General features: G+C 67.5%; 15 protein-coding genes. 11 read left to right on the plus strand and 4 right to left on the minus strand.

Translation table 11 applies throughout. The annotated features are described in order from the left end of the window. Positions 1-74 precede the first annotated feature (74 nt). Complete coding sequence (locus ACSFB7_RS00360; RefSeq protein WP_435465983.1) at positions 75-1,793, plus strand: hypothetical protein; 1,719 nt, start codon at positions 75-77, stop codon at positions 1,791-1,793. 39 nt (positions 1,794-1,832) lie between these two features. On the opposite strand, the gene ACSFB7_RS00365 is transcribed toward ACSFB7_RS00360, so the two are convergent. Then, positions 1,833-2,759: a LysR family transcriptional regulator gene (locus ACSFB7_RS00365; RefSeq protein WP_435465985.1), complete on the minus strand. Its 927-nt coding sequence runs from the start codon at positions 2,757-2,759 to the stop codon at positions 1,833-1,835. 227 nt (positions 2,760-2,986) lie between these two features. Between ACSFB7_RS00365 and ACSFB7_RS00370 the strand changes: the two genes are divergently transcribed. From ACSFB7_RS00370 to ACSFB7_RS00415, 10 genes are all read left to right on the plus strand, one after another. Further along, positions 2,987-3,793 (plus strand): 5-oxoprolinase subunit PxpA, encoded by an 807-nt coding sequence (locus ACSFB7_RS00370; protein WP_435465986.1) that lies wholly within the window; start codon positions 2,987-2,989, stop codon positions 3,791-3,793. A gap of 36 nt (positions 3,794-3,829) precedes the next feature. After that, complete coding sequence (locus ACSFB7_RS00375; RefSeq protein ID WP_435465988.1) at positions 3,830-4,078, plus strand: acetyl-CoA carboxylase; 249 nt, start codon at positions 3,830-3,832, stop codon at positions 4,076-4,078. Between the two features lie 11 nt (positions 4,079-4,089). Beyond that, positions 4,090-5,487 (plus strand): acetyl-CoA carboxylase biotin carboxylase subunit, encoded by a 1,398-nt coding sequence (locus ACSFB7_RS00380; protein WP_435465990.1) that lies wholly within the window; start codon positions 4,090-4,092, stop codon positions 5,485-5,487. Continuing rightward, on the plus strand, positions 5,484-6,383 hold the full coding sequence (locus tag ACSFB7_RS00385) for a 5-oxoprolinase subunit B family protein (RefSeq protein ID WP_435465992.1): 900 nt from the start codon (positions 5,484-5,486) through the stop codon (positions 6,381-6,383). The genes ACSFB7_RS00380 and ACSFB7_RS00385 overlap by 4 nt, the downstream gene beginning before the upstream one ends. Further along, positions 6,373-7,350: a 5-oxoprolinase subunit C family protein gene (locus ACSFB7_RS00390; RefSeq protein WP_435465994.1), complete on the plus strand. Its 978-nt coding sequence runs from the start codon at positions 6,373-6,375 to the stop codon at positions 7,348-7,350. Before ACSFB7_RS00385 ends, ACSFB7_RS00390 begins: the two co-directional genes overlap by 11 nt. Before the next feature lie 56 nt (positions 7,351-7,406). Further along, positions 7,407-8,492 carry a TMAO reductase system periplasmic protein TorT gene (torT, locus tag ACSFB7_RS00395; protein ID WP_435465996.1) on the plus strand — a complete coding sequence of 362 codons (1,086 nt, stop codon included), beginning with the start codon at positions 7,407-7,409 and terminating at the stop codon, positions 8,490-8,492. A gap of 11 nt (positions 8,493-8,503) precedes the next feature. Beyond that, positions 8,504-10,009 (plus strand): sugar ABC transporter ATP-binding protein, encoded by a 1,506-nt coding sequence (locus ACSFB7_RS00400; protein WP_435465998.1) that lies wholly within the window; start codon positions 8,504-8,506, stop codon positions 10,007-10,009. Then, entirely contained in the window at positions 10,006-11,064 is a 1,059-nt protein-coding gene (locus ACSFB7_RS00405; RefSeq protein ID WP_435466000.1) for an ABC transporter permease, read from the plus strand. The genes ACSFB7_RS00400 and ACSFB7_RS00405 overlap by 4 nt, the downstream gene beginning before the upstream one ends. A 68-nt stretch (positions 11,065-11,132) precedes the next feature. Further along, a complete protein-coding gene (gabT, locus tag ACSFB7_RS00410; protein ID WP_435466002.1) occupies positions 11,133-12,404 on the plus strand; it encodes a 4-aminobutyrate--2-oxoglutarate transaminase in 1,272 nt (423 codons plus the stop codon). A 27-nt stretch (positions 12,405-12,431) separates the two neighbouring features. After that, positions 12,432-13,895, plus strand: coding sequence for an NAD-dependent succinate-semialdehyde dehydrogenase (locus ACSFB7_RS00415; RefSeq protein WP_435466004.1), 1,464 nt, complete (start codon positions 12,432-12,434; stop codon positions 13,893-13,895). A gap of 333 nt (positions 13,896-14,228) precedes the next feature. Here ACSFB7_RS00415 and ACSFB7_RS00420 read toward each other — a convergent pair whose 3' ends face one another. The 3 genes from ACSFB7_RS00420 to ACSFB7_RS00430 all read right to left on the minus strand — a co-directional run bounded on the left by ACSFB7_RS00420 (position 14,229) and on the right by ACSFB7_RS00430 (position 19,134). Next, positions 14,229-14,765, minus strand: coding sequence for a methylated-DNA--[protein]-cysteine S-methyltransferase (locus ACSFB7_RS00420; protein ID WP_435466005.1), 537 nt, complete (start codon positions 14,763-14,765; stop codon positions 14,229-14,231). Further along, positions 14,765-15,994: a YbfB/YjiJ family MFS transporter gene (locus ACSFB7_RS00425; protein WP_435466007.1), complete on the minus strand. Its 1,230-nt coding sequence runs from the start codon at positions 15,992-15,994 to the stop codon at positions 14,765-14,767. The genes ACSFB7_RS00420 and ACSFB7_RS00425 overlap by 1 nt, the downstream gene beginning before the upstream one ends. Positions 15,995-16,056: 62 nt before the next feature. Continuing rightward, entirely contained in the window at positions 16,057-19,134 is a 3,078-nt protein-coding gene (locus ACSFB7_RS00430) for an FAD-binding and (Fe-S)-binding domain-containing protein (protein WP_435466009.1), read from the minus strand.

Consider the following 19,134-nt stretch of genomic DNA (forward strand, 5'->3'; position numbering starts at 1 on the left):
CGCAGCCGGCAACTCCCGCGCCGGCTCCTGCACCCGCCCCCGTTCCTCCAGCAAGCTACAGCGTCGCCGGCACGGTGACCGGACTGGCTGACGGCGCGACCGTCACGCTGCTCAACAACGGCGCCGATGCGCTGGCGGTGAAGGCCAACGGCAGCTTCAGCTTTGCGACACCAGTGGCCGAGAACGGCAACTACGCCATCACCGTCGGCACGCAACCGACCGGGCAGACTTGCTCCCTGGCAGCCGGCACCGGCGCGGGTTCGGGCGTCACAGCCAATATCGACAACATCCGCATCGTCTGCTCGACCAACACCTACAGCATCGGTGGCACGGTGGCCGGCCTGGCCAGCGGCCAGCAAGTGAAGCTGCTCAACAACAGCGGCGATGCACTCGCCGTCAATGCCAATGGCAGCTTCAGCTTTGCAACGCCGGTGGCCTACAACGGCAGCTACGCGATCACCGTGGGCACGCAGCCGACCGGGCAGACCTGCTCGGTGGCGGGTGGCAGCGGCTCGGGGTCGGAAGTCACAGCCAATATCAACACTGTCCAGATCGTCTGCTCGACCAATACCTACAGCATCGGTGGCACGGTCAGCGGGCTGGTCAACGGCCGGCAGGTGACGCTGCTCGACAACGGCAGCGATGCGCTCACCGTCACCGCCGACGGCAGCTTCGGTTTCAAGACGCCGATTGCCTACAACGGCAGCTATTCGGTCACCGTCGGCACGCAGCCTCTCAGACAGGAGTGCGCGGTTTCCGGTGGTGGGGGCAACGGCATTGCCGCCAATGTCAGCAATGTGAGCGTCAGTTGTGCGAGCGTGGGCGTCGTCAGCACGCTGGCAGGCAACCCCGCTGCCGGCAGTGCTGACGGCACCGGCGCGGCCGCATCGTTCAGAACGCCTTTCCGCATGGCCGTCGATGGCAGCGGCAATGTGTATGTTTCCGATTACGGCAACCACAAGATTCGCAAGATCACTCCTGCCGGCGTCGTTACCACCCTTGCCGGTAGCGGGACCGCCGGCAACGCCAACGGACTCGGTGCCGCCGCTTCATTCAATGGCCCCCTCGGCATTGCGCTGGACAGCGACGGCAACCTGTATGTCGCAGACAGCTGGAACAACACGATTCGCATGATCACGCCGGCCGGCCTGGTCTCCACGGTGGCTGGCAACGGGACTCCAGGTTCAGCGGACGGCCTCGGCGTGGCCGCGTCGTTCAGGAAACCGGCCAGCCTTGCATTCGATGGCAGCGGCAATCTGTATGTTGCGGACTCCGAGAACAACCTGATCCGAAAGATGACGCCAGCCGGCGCGGTGACCACACTGGCTGGCACGACAACCCCTGGCAGCGCTGACGGGACGGGCACTGCTGCGACTTTCAGGTTTCCACAGGGCCTTGCATTCGACGGAAGCGGCAACCTCTATGTCGCGGATCGCGACAACCAGATGATCCGCAAGCTCACGCCCGCCGGCGTCGTGACCACCCTGGCCGGCAGCCCGACGCCGGGCTGGACCAACGGCACTGGCTCCGCAGCTTCCTTCAGCGCTCCTTTCGACATTACGTCGGACAGCAACGGCAATGCCTACGTCGCAGACGGGAACAACAACATGGTCCGCAAGATCACCCCGTCCGGAGTTGTCACCACCTATGCGGGGAGCCGCGCCGCTGGCCATGCCGACGGCACCGGCTCTGCCGCGTCGTTCAATCGACCCGTTGGCATCACGATCGACAGCAACGGTGTTCTCTACGTCGCCGAGTCGGGCAACAACATGATCCGCAAGGTCGCGCCCTGATCCGCGACGGCTGCGGCCGGGTGAACGCAGCCCCTGCGTTCACCCCCGGCTTCGCACCTGCCGTGCCGAGGCCGGCTCCAGAAAGAGCTGCCGGAAGTAATCGCGAAACGCCGTCATCGCCGGCGAGAACTCGACGCCCTGCTTCCAGCCGAGCCCGATGTTCATGGTCGGCACCGCGTCGCGCAGGTTGATGGTCTCGATGCGCTTGCCTTCCAGGGACCACGGCCGGTAGACCATGTCCGACAGCACCGTCACGCCCAGCCCGTTGGCCACCGTGCTGCGCACCGCCTCCACCGAACTGGTGCGCAACCTGATGCGCGGCTGGTGCGGCGTCTTGCTCCAGTACTTCAGCGCCGTGGCCGCGGCCTCGTCCACCGTGAGCATGATGTAGGGCTCGGCCGCCACGTCGGCCAGCGTGACCTCGGCTTTCTCCAGCAGCGGATGCTTGGCGGGCACCCACAGCCTGCGCTGCGAGCCGAAGAAGGTTTCGAGCGACAGCTCGCGCAGCACCACGTTCGACGTGAGCACCACGCCCATGTCGTAGCTCTGCGTGATCAGGCCTTCTTCGATGGCCTCGCGCGCCACCTCGTGCACCTTCACCGTCACTTGCGGATGCAGTTGCTCGAAGCGCTGCAGATGGTGTGGCAGGAAGTAGCCCAGCACCGTGTAGCTCGCGGCGATGGTCAGCGAGCCTTCGACGTTCGCGCCATCGTGCGGCATGCGGATCGCCTCGTCCGCCGCCGACAGCACCGCGTACGCATGGCTCAGGAAGCGCCGCCCCGCCTTCGTCAGCTCCACGCCATGCGGATGCCGCTCGAAGAGCTGCTGCCCCATCATTTCTTCCAGCTCGCGGATGGCGGTGGTCACAGCCGACTGCGAGATGTTGAGCTGCAGCGCCGCGTGCGAGATGCGCCCCACCTCGGCCACGGCGGAAAAGTACTTGAGCTGGCGAAGGGTCAGGGACATGGCGCGGGCCTCCTCGGAGTCTTCGGTCGGGTATTGCAGGATGCGCGACGGGCACCCTGCATTAGGTGTAAACCCGATATCGCGAAATCGCATCCCTCCAGAGTAGCGCCCAATTCGCGGCGCTGCAGCATCTCTTTTTCAGATACCGGGCCGCTCGAAAACAATGCTTTTCAGTCTTTAGGCCGCTCACTAATCTTCGCCCTGTCCTGCATTGCCGCTTTCCGGCGATGCCCAGAAAACAAAGGCTGCGAGACGTGAAGAAGACGCTGATCGATCTGAACTCCGACATGGGCGAAGGCTTCGGCCCCTGGACCATCGGCGATGGTGTCGACGCGCAGCTCATGCCGCTGATCAGCTCCGCCAACATTGCCACCGGCTTCCATGCGGGCGACCCGAACATCATGCGCAGGATGGTGCTGCTGGCCCGCGAACACGGCGTGGGCATCGGCGCGCATCCGGGCTTTCGCGATCTGGTGGGCTTCGGCCGCCGCCACATCAACGCACCGGCCGACGAGCTGGTGAACGACATGGTCTACCAGCTCGGTGCGTTGCGCGAGTTCGCACGGCTGGAAGGCATGACGCTGCAGCACATCAAGCCGCATGGCGCGCTCTACATGCATGCGGCGCGCGACGAGGCGCTCTCGCGTGCGCTGGTGACGGCGCTGCAGCAGATCGAACCGACGCTGCGCCTGTTCTGCATGGAAGCCTCCGTCACCTATCAGGTGGCCCGCGAGTTGGGCCAGCCGGTGGTGCGCGAGTTCTATGCCGACCGCGACTACGACCTGAGCGGCTCCATCGTCTTCACCCGCCGCGTCGGCGCGCTCGAGCCCGATGCGGTGGCCGCCAAGGTGCTGCGCGCCTGCACCGAGGGACTGGTGCGCACCGTCGAAGGCAAGGATATTGCTGTCGGTTTCGATTCGGTCTGCATCCACAGCGACACGCCCGGTGCGCTCGCGCTGGTGCAGGCCACGCGGCGCGCCCTCGCCGACCACGACATTCGCGTTGCCGGCCCTGCCACGCCGGCGCAGGGCTGATTGCGTTTTTTCGTTCTTGTTCCAGGAGTGCATCCGATGTCCGCTACCCACGAAGTCCTGAGCCCGCTGCCGGGCACCTTCTACCGCCGCTCGGCGCCCGATGCGCCGCCCTTCAAGGCCGAAGGCGACACGGTGGCCGTGGGCGACGTGCTGGGCCTGGTCGAGGTGATGAAGCAGTTCAGCGAGGTCACGGCCGATGCGGCCGGCCGCCTGCAGCGCTTCGCGGTCGAGAACGGCGAGCCGGTCGATCCGGGCCAGTTGCTGGCCATCATCGAGACGGCATGAGGCCCGGGTCAATGAAGAACGCCGCATTCAACAAGCTGCTGATCGCCAACCGTGGCGAGATCGCGGTGCGCATCATCCGCGCCGCGAAAGAACTGGGGCTGAAGACGGTCGCCGTCTACAGCGACCCCGACGCGCAGAGCCTCGCCGTGCAGATGGCCGACGAAGCCGTGCGCATCGGCCCGGCGCATGCCACCAGGAGCTATCTGAGCGTCGATGCCATCCTGCAGGCCGCTGCCGACAGCGGTGCCGGCGCGGTGCATCCGGGCTACGGTTTTCTTTCGGAGAACGCCGACTTTGCCGAACGCGTCGAGGCCGCCGGCCTGGTGTTCGTCGGCCCCACGCCGTACGCCATCCGCACCATGGGCGACAAGGCGGCCGCGCGCGCCGCCGCCATGAAGGCCGGCGTGCCGACGGTGCCCGGCAGCGCCGGCGTGGTCACCGACCCGGACACGGCCGTCGAGGTGGCGAAAGACATCGGCTACCCGATCATGATCAAGGCCTCGGCCGGTGGCGGCGGACGCGGCATCCGCGTGGCGCAGGACGAAGCCGAGCTGCGCCAGCAGTTCGCCACGGCCACGGCCGAAGCGCAGGCGGCTTTCGGCAACGGCGAGGTGTACCTCGAACGCTTCATCCGGCAGGCACGCCACATCGAAGTGCAGATCCTCGGGGATGGGCAGCGCGTGGTGCATTGCTTCGAGCGCGAATGCTCGCTGCAGCGCCGGCGCCAGAAAGTCTGGGAAGAAGCGCCTTCGGCCGCCATCAGCGAGGCCACCCGCGCCGCGCTGTGCGAATCGGCGCTGCGGCTGGCCAACGCCGTGGCTTACCGCGGCGCCGGCACGCTCGAATACCTGTACGACGACGACACGCGCGAGTTCTTCTTCATCGAGATGAACACCCGCATCCAGGTCGAGCACCCCATCACCGAGATGATCACCGGCGTCGATCTGGTGAAAGAGATGCTGCGCATCGCGCTGGGCCAGCCGCTGCGCCTGAAGCAGGAAGACATCCGCCTGACCGGCGCCGCCATCGAGGTGCGCATCAACGCCGAGAACGCGGCGAAGAACTTCATGCCGAGCCCGGGACTGGTGTCGCAGCTCGTGGTGCCGGGTGGGCCGGGCGTGCGCTTCGACACCATGCTGTTCCCCGGCTACACGGTGCCGGCCTACTACGACTCGCTGCTGGGCAAGCTGATCGTGCACGACACCGACCGCGCAGGCGCGCTGGCACGCATGCGCCGCGCGCTGGGCGAACTCAAGGTCGAGGGCATTCACACCACGATTCCGCTGCATCGCGCGCTGTGCGACGACGCGGACGTGGCAAAGGCTGCCTTTCACACCGGCTTTCTCGAAACATGGCTCGCGGCGAATCCGCTCGCTGATGCCGCTCCGCTTGTGAAGGTGCCCGCATGACCGCTGCAACCACTTTGCCTGCCCAGGCCCGCTACAGCTTCGGCGGCGACGAGCACCTGTTCGTCGAGATCAGCGAAGAGATGTCGCTGCCGGCCTTCTTCAAGGGCATGGCCATCTGCAACGAGCTGCGCCGCCGCGCGCTGCCCGGCGTCACGGAGATCTGTCCGGCCAATGCCGCCTACCTCGTGCGCTTCGACCCCGATGCGATCGCGCCCGATGCGCTGCTCGCCACGCTGAAGGAAATCGAGGCGGGCCTGGGTGAAGCCGACCTGCAGTTGCAGACCCGCATCATCGAGATCCCCGTGCTCTACAACGACCCGTGGACGCATGAAACGCTGATGCGCTTCCGCGAGCGGCACCAGGACCCGACCAGCACCGACATCGAATACGCCGCGCGCATCAACGGCCATGCCTCGGTCGATGCCTTCATCGAGGCGCATTCGTCCGCGCCGTGGTTCGTGTCGATGGTGGGCTTCGTGGCCGGCCTGCCCTTCCTGTTCCAGATGGTCGAGCGCGAGCGCCAGATCCAGGTGCCCAAGTACCTGAGCCCGCGCACCGACACGCCCAAGCTCACGCTGGGCCACGGCGGCTGCTTCAGCTGCATCTACTCGGTGCGCGGCGCGGGCGGCTACCAGATGTTCGGCGTCACGCCCGCGCCGATCTTCGACCCTGCCCAGCGGCTGTCGTACCTGAAGGACCTGATGGTGTTCTTCCAGCCCGGCGACATCGTGAAGTGGAAACCCGTCGACCGCGCCGAGTACGACCGCCAGATCGCGCAGGTCGAAGACGGGAGCTACACGCTGCGCATTGCGCCGGTGTCGTTCTCGCTCAAGGAATTCCTGGCCAACCCCGATGGCTACAACCAACAGCTGCTGAAGGTGCTCCATGGCGATTGAAGTCATCAAGCCCGGCCTGGCGACCAGCGTGCAGGACGCGGGCCGCCCCGGCTACTACAACCTGGGCATTCCGCTGTCGGGCGCGCTCGACCAGCAAAGCCTGCTGCTCGCGAACCTGCTGGTGGGCAACGACGAAGGCGCGGCCGTCATCGAAAGCACGCTGCTCGGGCCCGAGCTGCAATTCGACGCACCCGCACTGGTGGCCGTGACCGGCGCCGATGCCAAGGTCAAGCTCAATGGCAACGAAATGCCGCGCAACGAATCCTTCACGGTGCAGGCGGGCGACAAGCTGAGCTTCGATTTCATGAAGCTCGGCGCCCGCATGTGCATCGCGGTGGCCGGCGGCATCGACGTGCCGGTGGTGCTGGGCAGCCGCTCGACCTACGGGCTGGGCGCCTTCGGCGGCTTCAAAGGCCGCAAGCTGCTGGCCGGCGACAGCCTGCCGGTCGGCACGCCATCGGCCAAGGCAAGGGCCGGCCGCAAGGTCGACGCCGCGCTGCTGCCCGTGCTGACGAAAGAAGTGGCGCTGCGTGTGCTGCCGGGCATCTACTTTCACCGCCTGCAAGAGGTGTCGGTGCAGAGCTTCTTCGCCGACACCTGGACGGTGGGCTCCGAGGCCGACCGCATCGGCTACCGCTACAAGAACGGCACGCCGCTGAAGTTTCTCGATCGCAAGCCGCCCTTCGGCGCGGGCGACGACCCGTCGAACATCGTCGATGCGGGCTACCCCTACGGATCGATCCAGGTACCGGGCGGACGCGAGCCGATCATCCTGCACCGCGACGCGGTCTCGGGCGGCGGCTACGCGATGGTGGGCACCGTGATCAGCGCGGACATGGACCTCATCGCCCAGATGCAGCCCAACCACAAGGCGCGCTTCGTCGAGGTCGACATGGCCCAGGCGCTGGAAGCCCGCGCCGAACGGCGACGACGGATCGAGCGCCTGCGCGCGGCGCTCGCGGCCTGAGCCGCGACCACCCTTCCCTCTCTCTTTTTTCACTGCCGTCACCCAAGGAGTTCTTCATGAACAGCTCGCCCCTGCGCGTTTCATTGATCGCCGCTTCGCTCGCCGCCACCGGCCTGCTGTGGCACGGCGCGGCCTCGGCCGCCGACTGGTTTCCCTACAAGGCCGAGGCGACCGAGCCCGCCTTCTCGGCCGAGGGCACGAAGAAGCCCATCGACTACACGCCGCTGGCCAAGGCGTCGAAGAAGTGGGACATCTGCGTGTCGTTCCCGCACATGAAAGATGCCTACTGGCTCGGCGTCGACTACGGCGTGATCGAGGAAGCCCGCCGCCAGGGCGTGAAGCTGCAGGTGGCGGACGCGGGCGGCTACACCAACCTGGCCAAGCAGGTCTCGCAGATCGAAGACTGCGTGGCGCGCGGCGCCAACGCGGTGATCATCGGCGCGATCTCGGGCGACGGCCTGAACAACGTCATCAAGGCCACGGCCGCGAAGAAGGTGCCGGTGATCGACCTCGTCAACGGCATCAACTCGCCCGACCTGTCGGCCAAGTCGCTGGTGTCGTTCTACACGATGGGCCATTCGACCGGCGAGTACCTGGCGAAGAAGCACCCGGCCGGCTCGCCGCCCGTCAAGGTGGGCTGGTTCCCCGGCCCGGCCGGCGCGGGCTGGGTCGAGGCCGCGCACAAGGGCTTCATGGAGGCGATCAAGGGCAGCGCGGTGGTGGTGCTCGACCCGAAGTACGGCGACACCGGCAAGGAGGCGCAGGCCAAGCTGGTCGAAGACGTGCTGCAGGGCAACCCCGACCTGGCCTACGTGGCCGGCACCGCCGTCACGGCCGAAGCCGCCACCGGCATCCTGCGTTCGCGCAACCTCGACAAGAAGGTGCAGGTGCTGTCCTTCTACATGACGCCGGGCGTCTACGAAGGCATCCAGAAGGGCCGCATCGTTGCCTCCCCCGCCGACTCGATGGTGATCCAGGGCCGCATCGCAGTCGACCAGGCGGTCCGCCTGCTCGAGAACAAGGACGTGGTGAAGCACGTCGGCCCCAAGATCTTCGTGGTCGACAGCAGCAACATCAAGAGCGTGAAACTGGACGACATCCTGCCGCCGCCGGGCTTCAAGCCGGTGTTCGAGGTCAAGTAAGCCCGCCGTCGATGTCTGCCCCGTTGTTGCAAACCGTCGGCCTCGGCAAGCGCTACCCAGGCGTGCTGGCGCTCGACGCGATGGATTTCGAGCTGCGCGCCGGCGAGGTGCATGTGCTGTTCGGCGAGAACGGGGCCGGCAAGTCCACGCTGATCTCGCTGCTGGCCGGCGCCAACACGCCCTCGGCCGGCGAGATCCGCATGCATGGCGAGCGCGTGCGCTTCTCGAACGTGCACGAAGCCCGGCGCCACGGCATCAGCGCGGTGTTCCAGGAGTTCTCGCTGATTCCCACGCTGTCGGTGGCGCAGAACCTGAGCCTGGGCGAAGAGCCCTGCAAGGGTGGCCTGCTCGACCGCGCGGCGGTGCGCGAGCGGGCCCGCGCGATGCTGGCCGACCTGGGCTTCGAAATCGACGTCGATGCGCCGGTCTCGGGCCTCACGCGCGCCCAGCAGCAGATGGTGGAAATCGCCAAGGGCCTGCGCGGCGAGGTGTCGGTGCTGATCCTCGACGAGCCCACCGCTTCGCTGACCGACACCGAAACGCAGCGCCTGTTCGAACTGGTGGCGCGGCTGAAGGCGCGCGGCGTGGGCATCGTCTACATCTCGCACCGCATGCAGGAGATCGCGCTGATCGCCGACCGCATCACGGTGCTGCGCGATGGCCGCAAGGTCACCACGGTGCAAGCGAGCGCGACCAACGCCGACCGCCTGATCGAGCTGATGAGCGGACGCGCGATCGAACAGATCTACCCACGCATCGCCCATGCCCCCGGCGAAGTGGTGTTGCAGGTCGAAGGCCTGAGTTCGCCCAATGGCGTGCGCGGCGCGAGCCTCATGGTGCGGCGTGGCGAAGTGGTCGGGCTGGCGGGGCTGGTGGGTTGCGGCAAGTCGGAATTGTTCCGCGCGATCTACGGGCTCGATGCGGTGAGCGAGGGTCGCGTGCTGTTCAAGGGCCTGCCGCGCACCGGTGCGAAGGTGCGGCAACTGCTCGACGAAGGCCTGTTCTACCTGCCGCCGGATCGCAAGGGCGAAGGGCTGGTGCTGGGCTTCAGCTCGCGCGCCAACATCACGCTGCCGCTGGTGCACGGGCCGTTGCGCGGACACGGCGGCTGGCTGCGCAAGCGGCTCGGGCGCCGGCTTTCCACCACGGCGGCCGAGCGCGTGGAGCTGGCGCCGCGCAACCTCGAACGGCCAGTGGCGCTGCTGTCGGGCGGCAACCAGCAGAAGGTGCTGTTCGGCAAGGGCATGACGCGCGACGCTGCCCTCTACGTGTTCGACGAGCCCACGGTGGGCGTGGACATCGGCACGCGCAGCGCGCTGTACCAGGTGATCCAGAAGCTCTGCGAAAGCGGCGCCGCCGTGGTCGTCATCTCGTCCGACCTGCCCGAGGTGCTGCACCTGAGCCACCGCGTCTATGTGATGTGCCGCGGCGAGATCGCCGGCGAGCTGCAAGGCGATGCGATCAGCGAAACCCGCGTGCTCAACCTGTTTTTCGGTTCCAGCGAAAGAAAGCCATGACTCCGTCTCCCACTGTGGCCACTACCACCACTGCCACCGCCGCGCCCGCCCCCGGCCTTGCGGGCCGCCTGCTCGGCCTGCTGCGCAACCTGTTCCTGCGGCTGGGCGTGCTGCCCTTCATGCTGGTCATTGCCTTCATCGTGTTCAGCACGCTGTCGGACCAGTTCCTCACGGTGCAGAACCTGGTGAACCTGCTGCGCCAGTCGGTCTACCTGATCCTGGTGTCGATGGGCCAGATGCTGGCGCTGGTGACGGGCGGCTTCGATCTCTCGGTCGGCACCGTCATGGCGATCACCTCGGTGGTCTCGGCGCTGGCCATGCAGGCCTTTGGCGCGGCGCTGCCCGACGCGACATGGGTGGTGGTGATTGCCGGCTGCATCTGCGGCCTGCTCGCGGGGCTGTCGGTGGGCCTCATCAACGGCATCGGCGTGGCTTTCATCGGCGTCTCGCCCTTCATCGTGACGCTGGGCGTGCAGTCCATCGGCTTCGGCTTTGCGCTCTACCTCACGGGCGGCGTACCGGTGTCGGGCATCCCCAGTGAGTTCAGCGAACTGTTCGGCTTCGGCACGCTGCTCGGGGTGCCCATACCGATTCTGGTGACGGCCGTGTGCGTCGCGGGCATGGGCGTGCTCATGGCCCGCATGCCGACCGGCACGCACCTGCTGGCCGTGGGCGGCAATGCCAAGGCCGCCGCGCTCTCGGGCATCGACACGCGCCGCGTGCTGCTGATGGCCTACCTGCTGTGCGCGGGTCTGGCCGCCGTGAGCGGCCTGCTGTTGACGGCGCGCGTGGAAACCGGCGAGGCCAACCTGGGCGGCACCGTGGCGCTGGAATCCATCGCCGCCTGCGTGATCGCCGGCGTGAGCCTGCGCGGCGGCATCGGCCGGGTACCGAACGTGGTGATGGGCGCGATCTTCATCGGGCTGGTGCAGAACGGCATGAACCTGGCCAGCGTCGGCTCTTACCTGCAGATGGTGGTGCTGGGCGCGCTGCTGATCGTGGCGGTGGTTGCCGATCAGATCCGCCATCGCATGGTGGCGCCGGGCAGCCACTGACTGGGCCAACGGCCCATTGAAGCCGGCCACCGAATATCGACAACAAGCCACAAGGAAGGAAAACCCGCATGACTCCCCTCAACAACGCCGCCATCGACGCACGCCGCATCGCGGCCACGCCGCGCGGCATCGGCATCGGTTTTCCGATCTACGCGGAGCGCGCGCTCAACGCCGAGCTGTGGGACGTGGAAGGCCGGCGCTACATCGACTTCGGCTCGGGCATCGCGGTGCTCAACACCGGGCACCGCCATCCGCGCGTGGTCGAGGCGATCCGCAAGCAGCTCGACCGCTTCACCCACACGGCCTACCAGGTGGTGCCGTACGAAAGCGTGGTCTCGCTGGCCGAGCGCCTGAACAAGCTGACGCCCGGCACGCACGCCAAGAAGACGGCTTTTTTCACCACCGGCGCCGAGGCCGTCGAGAACGCCATCAAGATCGCCCGCGCGGCCACGCGTCGCCCCGGCGTGATCGCGCTGGGTGGCGGCTTTCATGGCCGCACTTTCATGGGCATGGCGCTCACGGGCAAGGTGGTGCCGTACAAGACCGGCTTCGGCCCCTTTCCGGGCAGCATCTTCCATGTGCCCGCGCCGATTGCATTGCACGGCGTGTCGGTCGAAGACTCGTTGCGCGCCATCGACCGGCTGTTCAAGGCCGACATCGAGCCCGAGCAGGTGGCGGCCATCATCCTGGAGCCGGTGCAGGGCGAAGGCGGCTTTTACGCGGCACCGCCCGAGTTCATGCGCGCGCTGCGCCGGATCTGCGACAGCTACGGCATCCTGCTGATTGCCGATGAGATCCAGACCGGCTTCGGCCGCACCGGCAAGTGGTTCGCGATGGAGCACTACGACGTGGTGCCCGACCTCATGACCATGGCCAAGAGCCTGGCCGGCGGGACGCCGCTGTCGGCGGTGTGCGGCAGCGCCAGCATCATGGACGCGCCGGCGCCCGGCGGGCTCGGCGGCACCTACGCCGCCAACGCGCTGGCGATCGCGTCGGCGCATGCGGTGCTCGACGTGATCGAGGAAGAAAGGCTCTGCGAACGCGCGCAGGTGCTGGGCGACCGGCTCAAGGCGCGCCTCGAAGGCCTGCGCGCCAGGGTGCCGCAGATCTCGGACGTGCGCGGCCTCGGCGCCATGGTGGCCGTGGAGTTCGCCGATGCGCACGGCGCGCCCGACCCCGAGTTCACGAAGCAGGTGCAAGCCCGCGCACGCGACGCGGGCTTGCTGCTCCTGACTTGCGGCGTGCATGCCAATGTGGTCCGCTTCCTGTTCCCGCTGACCATCGAAGATGCCGTGCTTGAAGAAGGCCTCGGCATCCTCGCGGCGGCCCTGCAAGCCTGACCACTCGATTCACACATCCGACACCTCATGCCCATCCAACTCAAAGACCCGACCCTGCTGCGCCAGCAGGCCTTCATTGCCGGCGCCTGGGTGAACGCCGACGACGGCACCACCGTGGCCGTCACCAACCCCGCCAACGGCCGGCAGATCGGCACCGTGCCGATGTGCGGCACCGAAGAAACCGTGCGCGCCATCGCCGCCGCCGAGAAGGCGCAGAAAGCCTGGGCCAAGGTGCCCGCCAAGGAGCGCTCGGCCATCCTGCGCAGGCTCAACGACCTGATGCTTGCGAATGTCGACGACCTCGCGCTCATCATGACCACCGAGCAGGGCAAGCCGATGGCCGAGAGCCGTGGCGAGATCGCGTATGCCGCCTCGTTCATCGAGTGGTTCGCCGAAGAAGCGCGCCGCGTGTATGGCGACACCATTCCCGCGCCGCAGGCCGACCGCCGCATCCTCGCGCTCAAGCAGCCCGTGGGCGTGACGGCCGCGATCACGCCGTGGAACTTTCCCACTGCGATGCTCACGCGCAAGGCCGGCCCCGCGCTCGCGGCCGGGTGCGCGATGGTGGTCAAGCCGGCCACGCAGACGCCGTTTTCGGCATTGGCCTTTGCCGAGCTGGCCGACCGCGCCGGCGTGCCGAAGGGCTTGCTGTCGGTGCTCACCGGCTCGGCCAGCAAGATCGGCGGCGAGATGACGCGCAGCCCCATCGTGCGCAAGCTGACCTTCACCGGCTCGACCGAGGTCGGCCGCACGCTGATGAAGCAGTCAGCCGACACCATCAAGAAGCTGTCGCTGGAGCTGGGCGGCAACGCGCCCTTCATCGTGTTCGACGACGCCGACGTGGACGCAGCAGTCGAGGGCGCGATGGTCTCCAAGTACCGCAACACGGGCCAGACCTGTGTTTGCGCGAACCGCATCTATGTGCAGCGCGGCGTGCTCGAAGCCTTCACGCAGAAGCTGGTGGCGAAGGTCAATGCGCTGAAGGTCGGCGACGGCACCGAGGCCGGTGTCACGCAAGGTCCGTTGATCGACGGCAAGGCGGTCGAGAAGATCGAGGAGCATGTGGCCGATGCCGTGGCCAAGGGCGGCAAGGTGTTGGCCGGTGGCAAGCGGCATGCGCTGGGTGGCCTGTTCTATGAGCCGACGGTGATCGGCGGTGCGACGGCCGACATGCTGTTTGCGCGTGAAGAAACCTTCGGGCCGTTGGCGCCGATCTTTGCGTTCGACACCGAGGCCGAGGCCATCGCGGCGGCGAACGACACCGAGTTCGGGTTGGCCGCGTACTTCTACAGCCGCGACATCGGACGGATCATGCGCGTGGCCGAGGCGCTGGAGTCTGGCATCGTGGGAGTGAACACGGGGCTGGTTTCAACCGCTGAGGCACCGTTCGGTGGTGTCAAGCAATCGGGACTGGGGCGCGAAGGGTCGAAGTACGGGCTCGATGACTTTCTCGAAGTGAAGTACGTGTGCCTTGCTGGGCTGGATCGCTGACGGGGCTTTCTTATCGTGCGTTGGGGGGTGGGGTCGGGTTCATTCGGGGCGCGTGCGAATGACACCAGGAGCTCCCCTCCGCGAATGTCCCCCGCTTCGCTCCTCCTTTATTTCGCTGCGGGGAGCACCTGGTGTCATTCGCACTTGGACACGCTGCTGGTGTACCGCTGATCAACCACCGCCCTGTCCAGCGCTCGCGCCGATACGGGGCTCTTTTTCGCGAAATAAAGGAGGAGCGAAGCGGGGGACATTCGCGAAAAAGAGCACCGTGTCGGCGTGAGCGTCGCCCTGAACAACAGCGGCGCACGAGACGAGGCAAGACCCGGTTTCGCTCTAGAACAACGACGCCATCCCGTTAGGCCGCGCGTCTTCAATGGCGAGCATCTTCAGCTTGGTCAGCGCACCGCCACCGGCGGAAAAACCACCGGGCTTGTTGCCCGCCGCCAGCACGCGATGGCAAGGCACCACCGGCGCAAACGGGTTGTGGCCCATGGCCTGCCCCACAGCGCGCGACAGGCCTTTGTCACCCAGCTCTTCGGCAATCTCGCCATAGGTGCGCGTCTGCCCGGGTGGAATGCGCCGCGCTATCGCGTAGATGCGCTGGTGAAACTCCGACACGCCGCGCATGTCCAGTTCGATGTGGCCCAGGTTGTCGCGCTCGCCCTCCAGCAGGCCCTGAATCGCCACGATGGCGCGCTGTGCCGTCTCGTCGGGTGGCCCTTCGCGCAAATCCGGAAAGCGCCGCTTCATGCGCGCCCGCGTGGCCGGCTCGCCGTCGTCGGCGGGCAGTTGAACGCCGACCAGTCCCTGCGGACCCCACGCCAGGGCGCACATGCCGATGGACGTCTCGAACAAGGCAAAGCCGCTCATCACGCCTCCCGCAACGAATGCTGGCGCGACGCCAGCACGGCCGCCGCCCACAACATGATCGACGAGGCCACGAGGCCCCGTGCCAGACCACCGGGGCCGTCGGAAATCCAGCCCGTGACGGTCGGCCCGACGATCTGTCCGGCCGCAAACACGATGGTGAAGATGCTGATGCCCTGCACCCAGCGCGCGGGCGGCAGGTTGTGGCGCACCAGCGCGGTGGTCGATGCCACCACCGACAGGAACACTCCGCCGAACAGCACGCCCGACACCAGCGCCATTGGCGCCGAAGGGCTCAACACCGGCAGCAGCGTGGCGACGCCGAGCAGGCCGTTCAGCAGGGCCTGCGGCTGGCCGCCGTGGTAGCGGTCGAGCAGTCCGGCCCACAGGCGCGAGGACGCCACGCAGGCGACACCCAGCAAGGCATAGAACAGCGTGACGAAGCCGGCGCTGGCGCCCTGCTCGCGCAGCAACGCGATCACGAAGGTCATGTAGCCGATGTAGCCCATGCCGAAGAGCGCATAGCCGGCCAGCGCCCAGCCGAAACGGTGCAGTGCGACCGGTGGTGCGCTGTTGGTGGTTGGTGCGGCCAACTGTGCGGCGTGCTGCGCCGGCGTGTCCGGCATCGCGCGGGCCGCCCAGGCCAGCAGGCCGGTGGCGGCTGCGCTCGCGATCGCCAATGCCCACCACGCCCAGGCCCAGCCGTGCGGCACTTCGGCCGCCGCACGCAGCACCTGCGGCACGAGCAGCGCGGACAACGTGATGCCGAAGCCGGTGCCGCCGTAGTAGATGCCGAGCAACAGGCCGCCCCGCGAAGACCCGGCCTCGCCGAGCCGCGCGGCCAGCAAGCCGCCCGCCACGAAGACCCAGGCGCTGGCGATGCCGGCCAGGAGGCGCTGCAGCAGCAGGGCCGGTGCGGCAGTCACGAAGCCGCTGCCGGCCATGAAGACACTCGCCAGCACCGCGCCGACGACCAGCAAGCGAGTCACGCCGAAGCGGCGCATCAGCATCGGCGTGATGAGCGCACCGATCAGGTAGCCCACCGCATTCGCCGTGTTCATGCCGCCGGCCAGTGCATAGCTCCAGCCCAGGTCGGCGCGCATCGGCGGCAGCAGCAGCCCATAAGCGAAGCGCGTGATGCCGAGCGACACGGCCGCGCCCATCGAGAGCGCGAATGCGAGTCGAAGCGCGGGCTGTGCTGGAGGGGCTGTGGAAGTGAGCGAGGTCGACATCGGGGCGATGGGGGCCGCCTATTTTGCGGCACCCTGCCCGATCGTGCTGGCGGGGACTCCGCTCAAGCCGCGCCGGCCGTCCCGTCGCTGTTCAGCAGATGCCGCGCCAGCAGCACCGCCACGTGCACGGCCTCGCGCTGTGCGCCGTCTTCGATCTGGTGGCGGCAGCTCGTGCCGTCTGCCACCACAACCGCATCGGGCTTCGCGCGGATGGCGGGCAGCAGGCTGGCTTCGGCCATCTGCATCGACACATCGAAGTGGCTCGCCTCGTAGCCGAAGCTGCCGGCCATGCCGCAGCATGAGCTTTCGATCAGCTCGGGCTGCGCGCCGGGAATCAGCTTCAGCACCTCCATCACCGGGCTGACCGCGCCGAAGGCCTTCTGGTGGCAATGGCCGTGCAGCAGGATCGGGCCGGTGGATGGTTTCAGCGCCAGCTCGAAGCGGCCGGCCTTGATCTCGCGTGCGATGAATTCCTCGAACAGCAGCGACTGCCCGGCCACGGTGTGGGCCTTGTCTCCGAAACCCATCGCCAGTGTTTCGTCGCGCAGCGTGAGCAGGCACGAGGGCTCCAGCCCGACGATGGGAATGCCGGCCTGCGCCAGCGGCAGCAGCGCATCGATCAGCGCCTCGGCGCGCAGCTTGGCCTCTGCAACCATGCCGCTGGCCAGGAAGGTGCGGCCGCAGCAATGGTGGCCGCCGCGCTTTTCCACCGTGTGCAGCACGTAGCCCGCGGCTTCGAGCACGCGCGCGGCCGCAAAGGCGTTCTCGCTCTCGAAGGTGCCGTTGAAGGTGTCGACGAACAACACGGCCGCCTTGCCACCGCGCGCGGCGACCGACAGCACCGAGGCCTGGTCGGTGAACAGCCCCGGCTCGTTGCCCTTGGCGCGCCAGAAGGTGTCGCTGCGCCACTCGGGCAGTGAACGCTTCGCCGAAAAGCCCAGCAGTTTTTCGCCCAGCCATGCGGCGCCGGGGACGTTGTTGCGCAGGTTCAGCAGCCACGGCATGCGGCTGGCCTTGTGCGCGTAGTCGGGCATGTAGGCGACCAGCTTGTCTTTCAGCGTGTGGCCGCGGCGCTTCTTGTAGTGATCGAGAAACTCGACCTTCATCTTCGCCATGTCGACGCCGGTCGGGCAGTCGCGCTTGCAGCCCTTGCAGCCGACGCACAGGTCCATGGTCTCGTGCATGGCCTCGCTGGTGAAGGCGTCGGGGCCGAGCTGGCCTGACAGCGCAAGGCGCAATGTGTTGGCGCGGCCGCGCGTCAGGTGCTGCTCGTCGCGCGTCACGCGGTAGCTGGGGCACATGGTGCCGGCATCGAACTTGCGGCAGTGGCCGTTGTTGTTGCACATCTCCACGGCCTTGGCCAGGCCGCCGGTGCTGTCGCCGCCGGTGCCGGGCGCGGTGGTCTCTTCGGTCACGGGGTCGGCATTGACGTTCCAGGCCGACCAGTCGAGCACGGGCTTCAGTTCTATGCGGCGATAGGGCTTCGGCGCGGTGGGCGGGGCAAAGCGGAACAGCGCGCCGTCGTCCATGCGCGGCGGGTCGATGATCTTGCCGGGGTTGAACAGGTTGGCCGGGTCGAGCTTCTGCTTGATGGCGCGAAAGGCCTCGTTGATGGCCGGGCCGAACTGCCATTCGATCCATTCGCCACGGCACAGGCCGTCGCCATGCTCACCGCTGAAGGCACCCTTGTATTTGCGCACCAGCGCGCTGGCCTCTTCGGCAATGGCGCGCATCTTTGCAGCACCGTCCACGCGCATGTCGAGAATGGGCCGCACATGCAGCGTGCCGACCGAGGCGTGTGCGTACCAGGTGCCGCGGCTGCCGTACTTCGCGAACACCTCGGTCAGCGCGTCGGTGTATTCGGCCAGGCTCTGCAGCGGCACCGCGCAGTCTTCGATGAAGCTCACGGGCTTGCCGTCGCCCTTGAGGCTCATCATGATGTTGAGGCCGGCCTTGCGCACTTCCCACAGGTTCTTCTGGCGCGCGTCGTCGGGCATCTCGACCACGCTGCCGGGCAGGCCGAGGTCGCCCATCAGCTCGACGAGCTGCTTCAACTGCGGCAGCAATGCGGCCTTGTCCGCGCCCGAGAACTCCACCAGCAGGATGGCCGCCGGCTTGCCGATCAGCGCCGTCTCGACCGTGGGCTTGAACGCGGGGTTCGCCAGGCTCAGCTCGATCATCGTGCGATCGACCAGCTCCACTGCCGTAGGGCTGAGCTTGACGATGTGCTGCGCCGCGTCCATGGCCGCATGGAAGGTCGGGAAATTCACGATGCCCAGCACCTTGGCGCGCGGCAGCGGCGCGAGCTTGAGCTTCAGGCTCTTCGTGTAGGCCAGCGTGCCTTCGGAGCCGATCAGCAGGTGCGCCAGGTTGACGCTGCCATCGGCGGTGTATGGCCGCTCGCTCTGGTTGTCGAAGATGTCGAGGTTGTAGCCCGCCACGCGGCGCATCACCTTGGGCCAGTGCTCGGCGATCTGCTCGCGGTGCTGCCGCGCCAGCCCGCGCACGAACTGCGCGATGCCGGCCGCACGCACGCCCAGCAGCGGCTGCGGGCCGAACTCGACCAGCTCGCCGCTCGACAGCCAGGCGTTTACGCCCAGCACGTTGTGCACCATGTTGCCGTAGGCGATGGAGCGCGAGCCACAGGAGTTGTTGCCCGCCATGCCGCCCAGCGTGGCCTGCGCGCTGGTCGACACGTCGACCGGATACCAGAGCCCGTGCGGCTTGAGCTGTGCGTTCAGGTGGTCGAGCACAAGGCCGGGCTCGACCGTGGCGGTGCCCTCCTCCACGTTCACATCGAGCACGCGCCGGAAGTGCTTGCTGTTGTCGATGACCAGCGCCGCGCCCGTGGTCTGGCCGCACTGGCTGGTGCCGCCGCCGCGTGCCAGCACCGGCACCTTCAGGTCGCGTGCGATGTCAATGGCGGTGGCAATGTCGCGCTCGTTCGTCGGCACGAAGGCGCCCACCGGCGTGATCTGGTAGATCGACGCATCGGTGGCGTAGCGCCCGCGCGAGGCGTCGTCGAACAGCACTTCGCCCTGCGTGTCCGAACGCAGCCGGCGCGCGAGCAGTTCACAGGTGTCGTTGGGCGGAAGAACGGTTCCGGCTGGCTGCATGTGGCTGGCGGGATCGATGCGCAT

The organism is Variovorax raffinosi (assembly GCF_051216615.1).
GTDB lineage: Bacteria > Pseudomonadota > Gammaproteobacteria > Burkholderiales > Burkholderiaceae_C > Variovorax.

Bases quoted from the DNA above. Each gene is read 5' to 3' on its own strand.
- ACSFB7_RS00430 (WP_435466009.1), bottom strand. From the start codon at position 19,134: ATGCGCATCGATCCCGCCAGCCACATGCAGCCAGCCGGAACCGTTCTT.
- ACSFB7_RS00380 (WP_435465990.1), top strand. From the start codon at position 4,090: ATGAAGAACGCCGCATTCAACAAGCTGCTGATCGCCAACCGTGGCGAG.
- gabT (WP_435466002.1), top strand. From the start codon at position 11,133: ATGACTCCCCTCAACAACGCCGCCATCGACGCACGCCGCATCGCGGCC.
- ACSFB7_RS00365 (WP_435465985.1), bottom strand. From the start codon at position 2,759: ATGTCCCTGACCCTTCGCCAGCTCAAGTACTTTTCCGCCGTGGCCGAG.
- ACSFB7_RS00375 (WP_435465988.1), top strand. From the start codon at position 3,830: ATGTCCGCTACCCACGAAGTCCTGAGCCCGCTGCCGGGCACCTTCTAC.
- ACSFB7_RS00415 (WP_435466004.1), top strand. From the start codon at position 12,432: ATGCCCATCCAACTCAAAGACCCGACCCTGCTGCGCCAGCAGGCCTTC.
- ACSFB7_RS00390 (WP_435465994.1), top strand. From the start codon at position 6,373: ATGGCGATTGAAGTCATCAAGCCCGGCCTGGCGACCAGCGTGCAGGAC.
- ACSFB7_RS00425 (WP_435466007.1), bottom strand. From the start codon at position 15,994: ATGTCGACCTCGCTCACTTCCACAGCCCCTCCAGCACAGCCCGCGCTT.
- ACSFB7_RS00420 (WP_435466005.1), bottom strand. From the start codon at position 14,765: ATGAGCGGCTTTGCCTTGTTCGAGACGTCCATCGGCATGTGCGCCCTG.
- ACSFB7_RS00400 (WP_435465998.1), top strand. From the start codon at position 8,504: ATGTCTGCCCCGTTGTTGCAAACCGTCGGCCTCGGCAAGCGCTACCCA.
- ACSFB7_RS00370 (WP_435465986.1), top strand. From the start codon at position 2,987: ATGCCCAGAAAACAAAGGCTGCGAGACGTGAAGAAGACGCTGATCGAT.
- torT (WP_435465996.1), top strand. From the start codon at position 7,407: ATGAACAGCTCGCCCCTGCGCGTTTCATTGATCGCCGCTTCGCTCGCC.
- ACSFB7_RS00385 (WP_435465992.1), top strand. From the start codon at position 5,484: ATGACCGCTGCAACCACTTTGCCTGCCCAGGCCCGCTACAGCTTCGGC.
- ACSFB7_RS00405 (WP_435466000.1), top strand. From the start codon at position 10,006: ATGACTCCGTCTCCCACTGTGGCCACTACCACCACTGCCACCGCCGCG.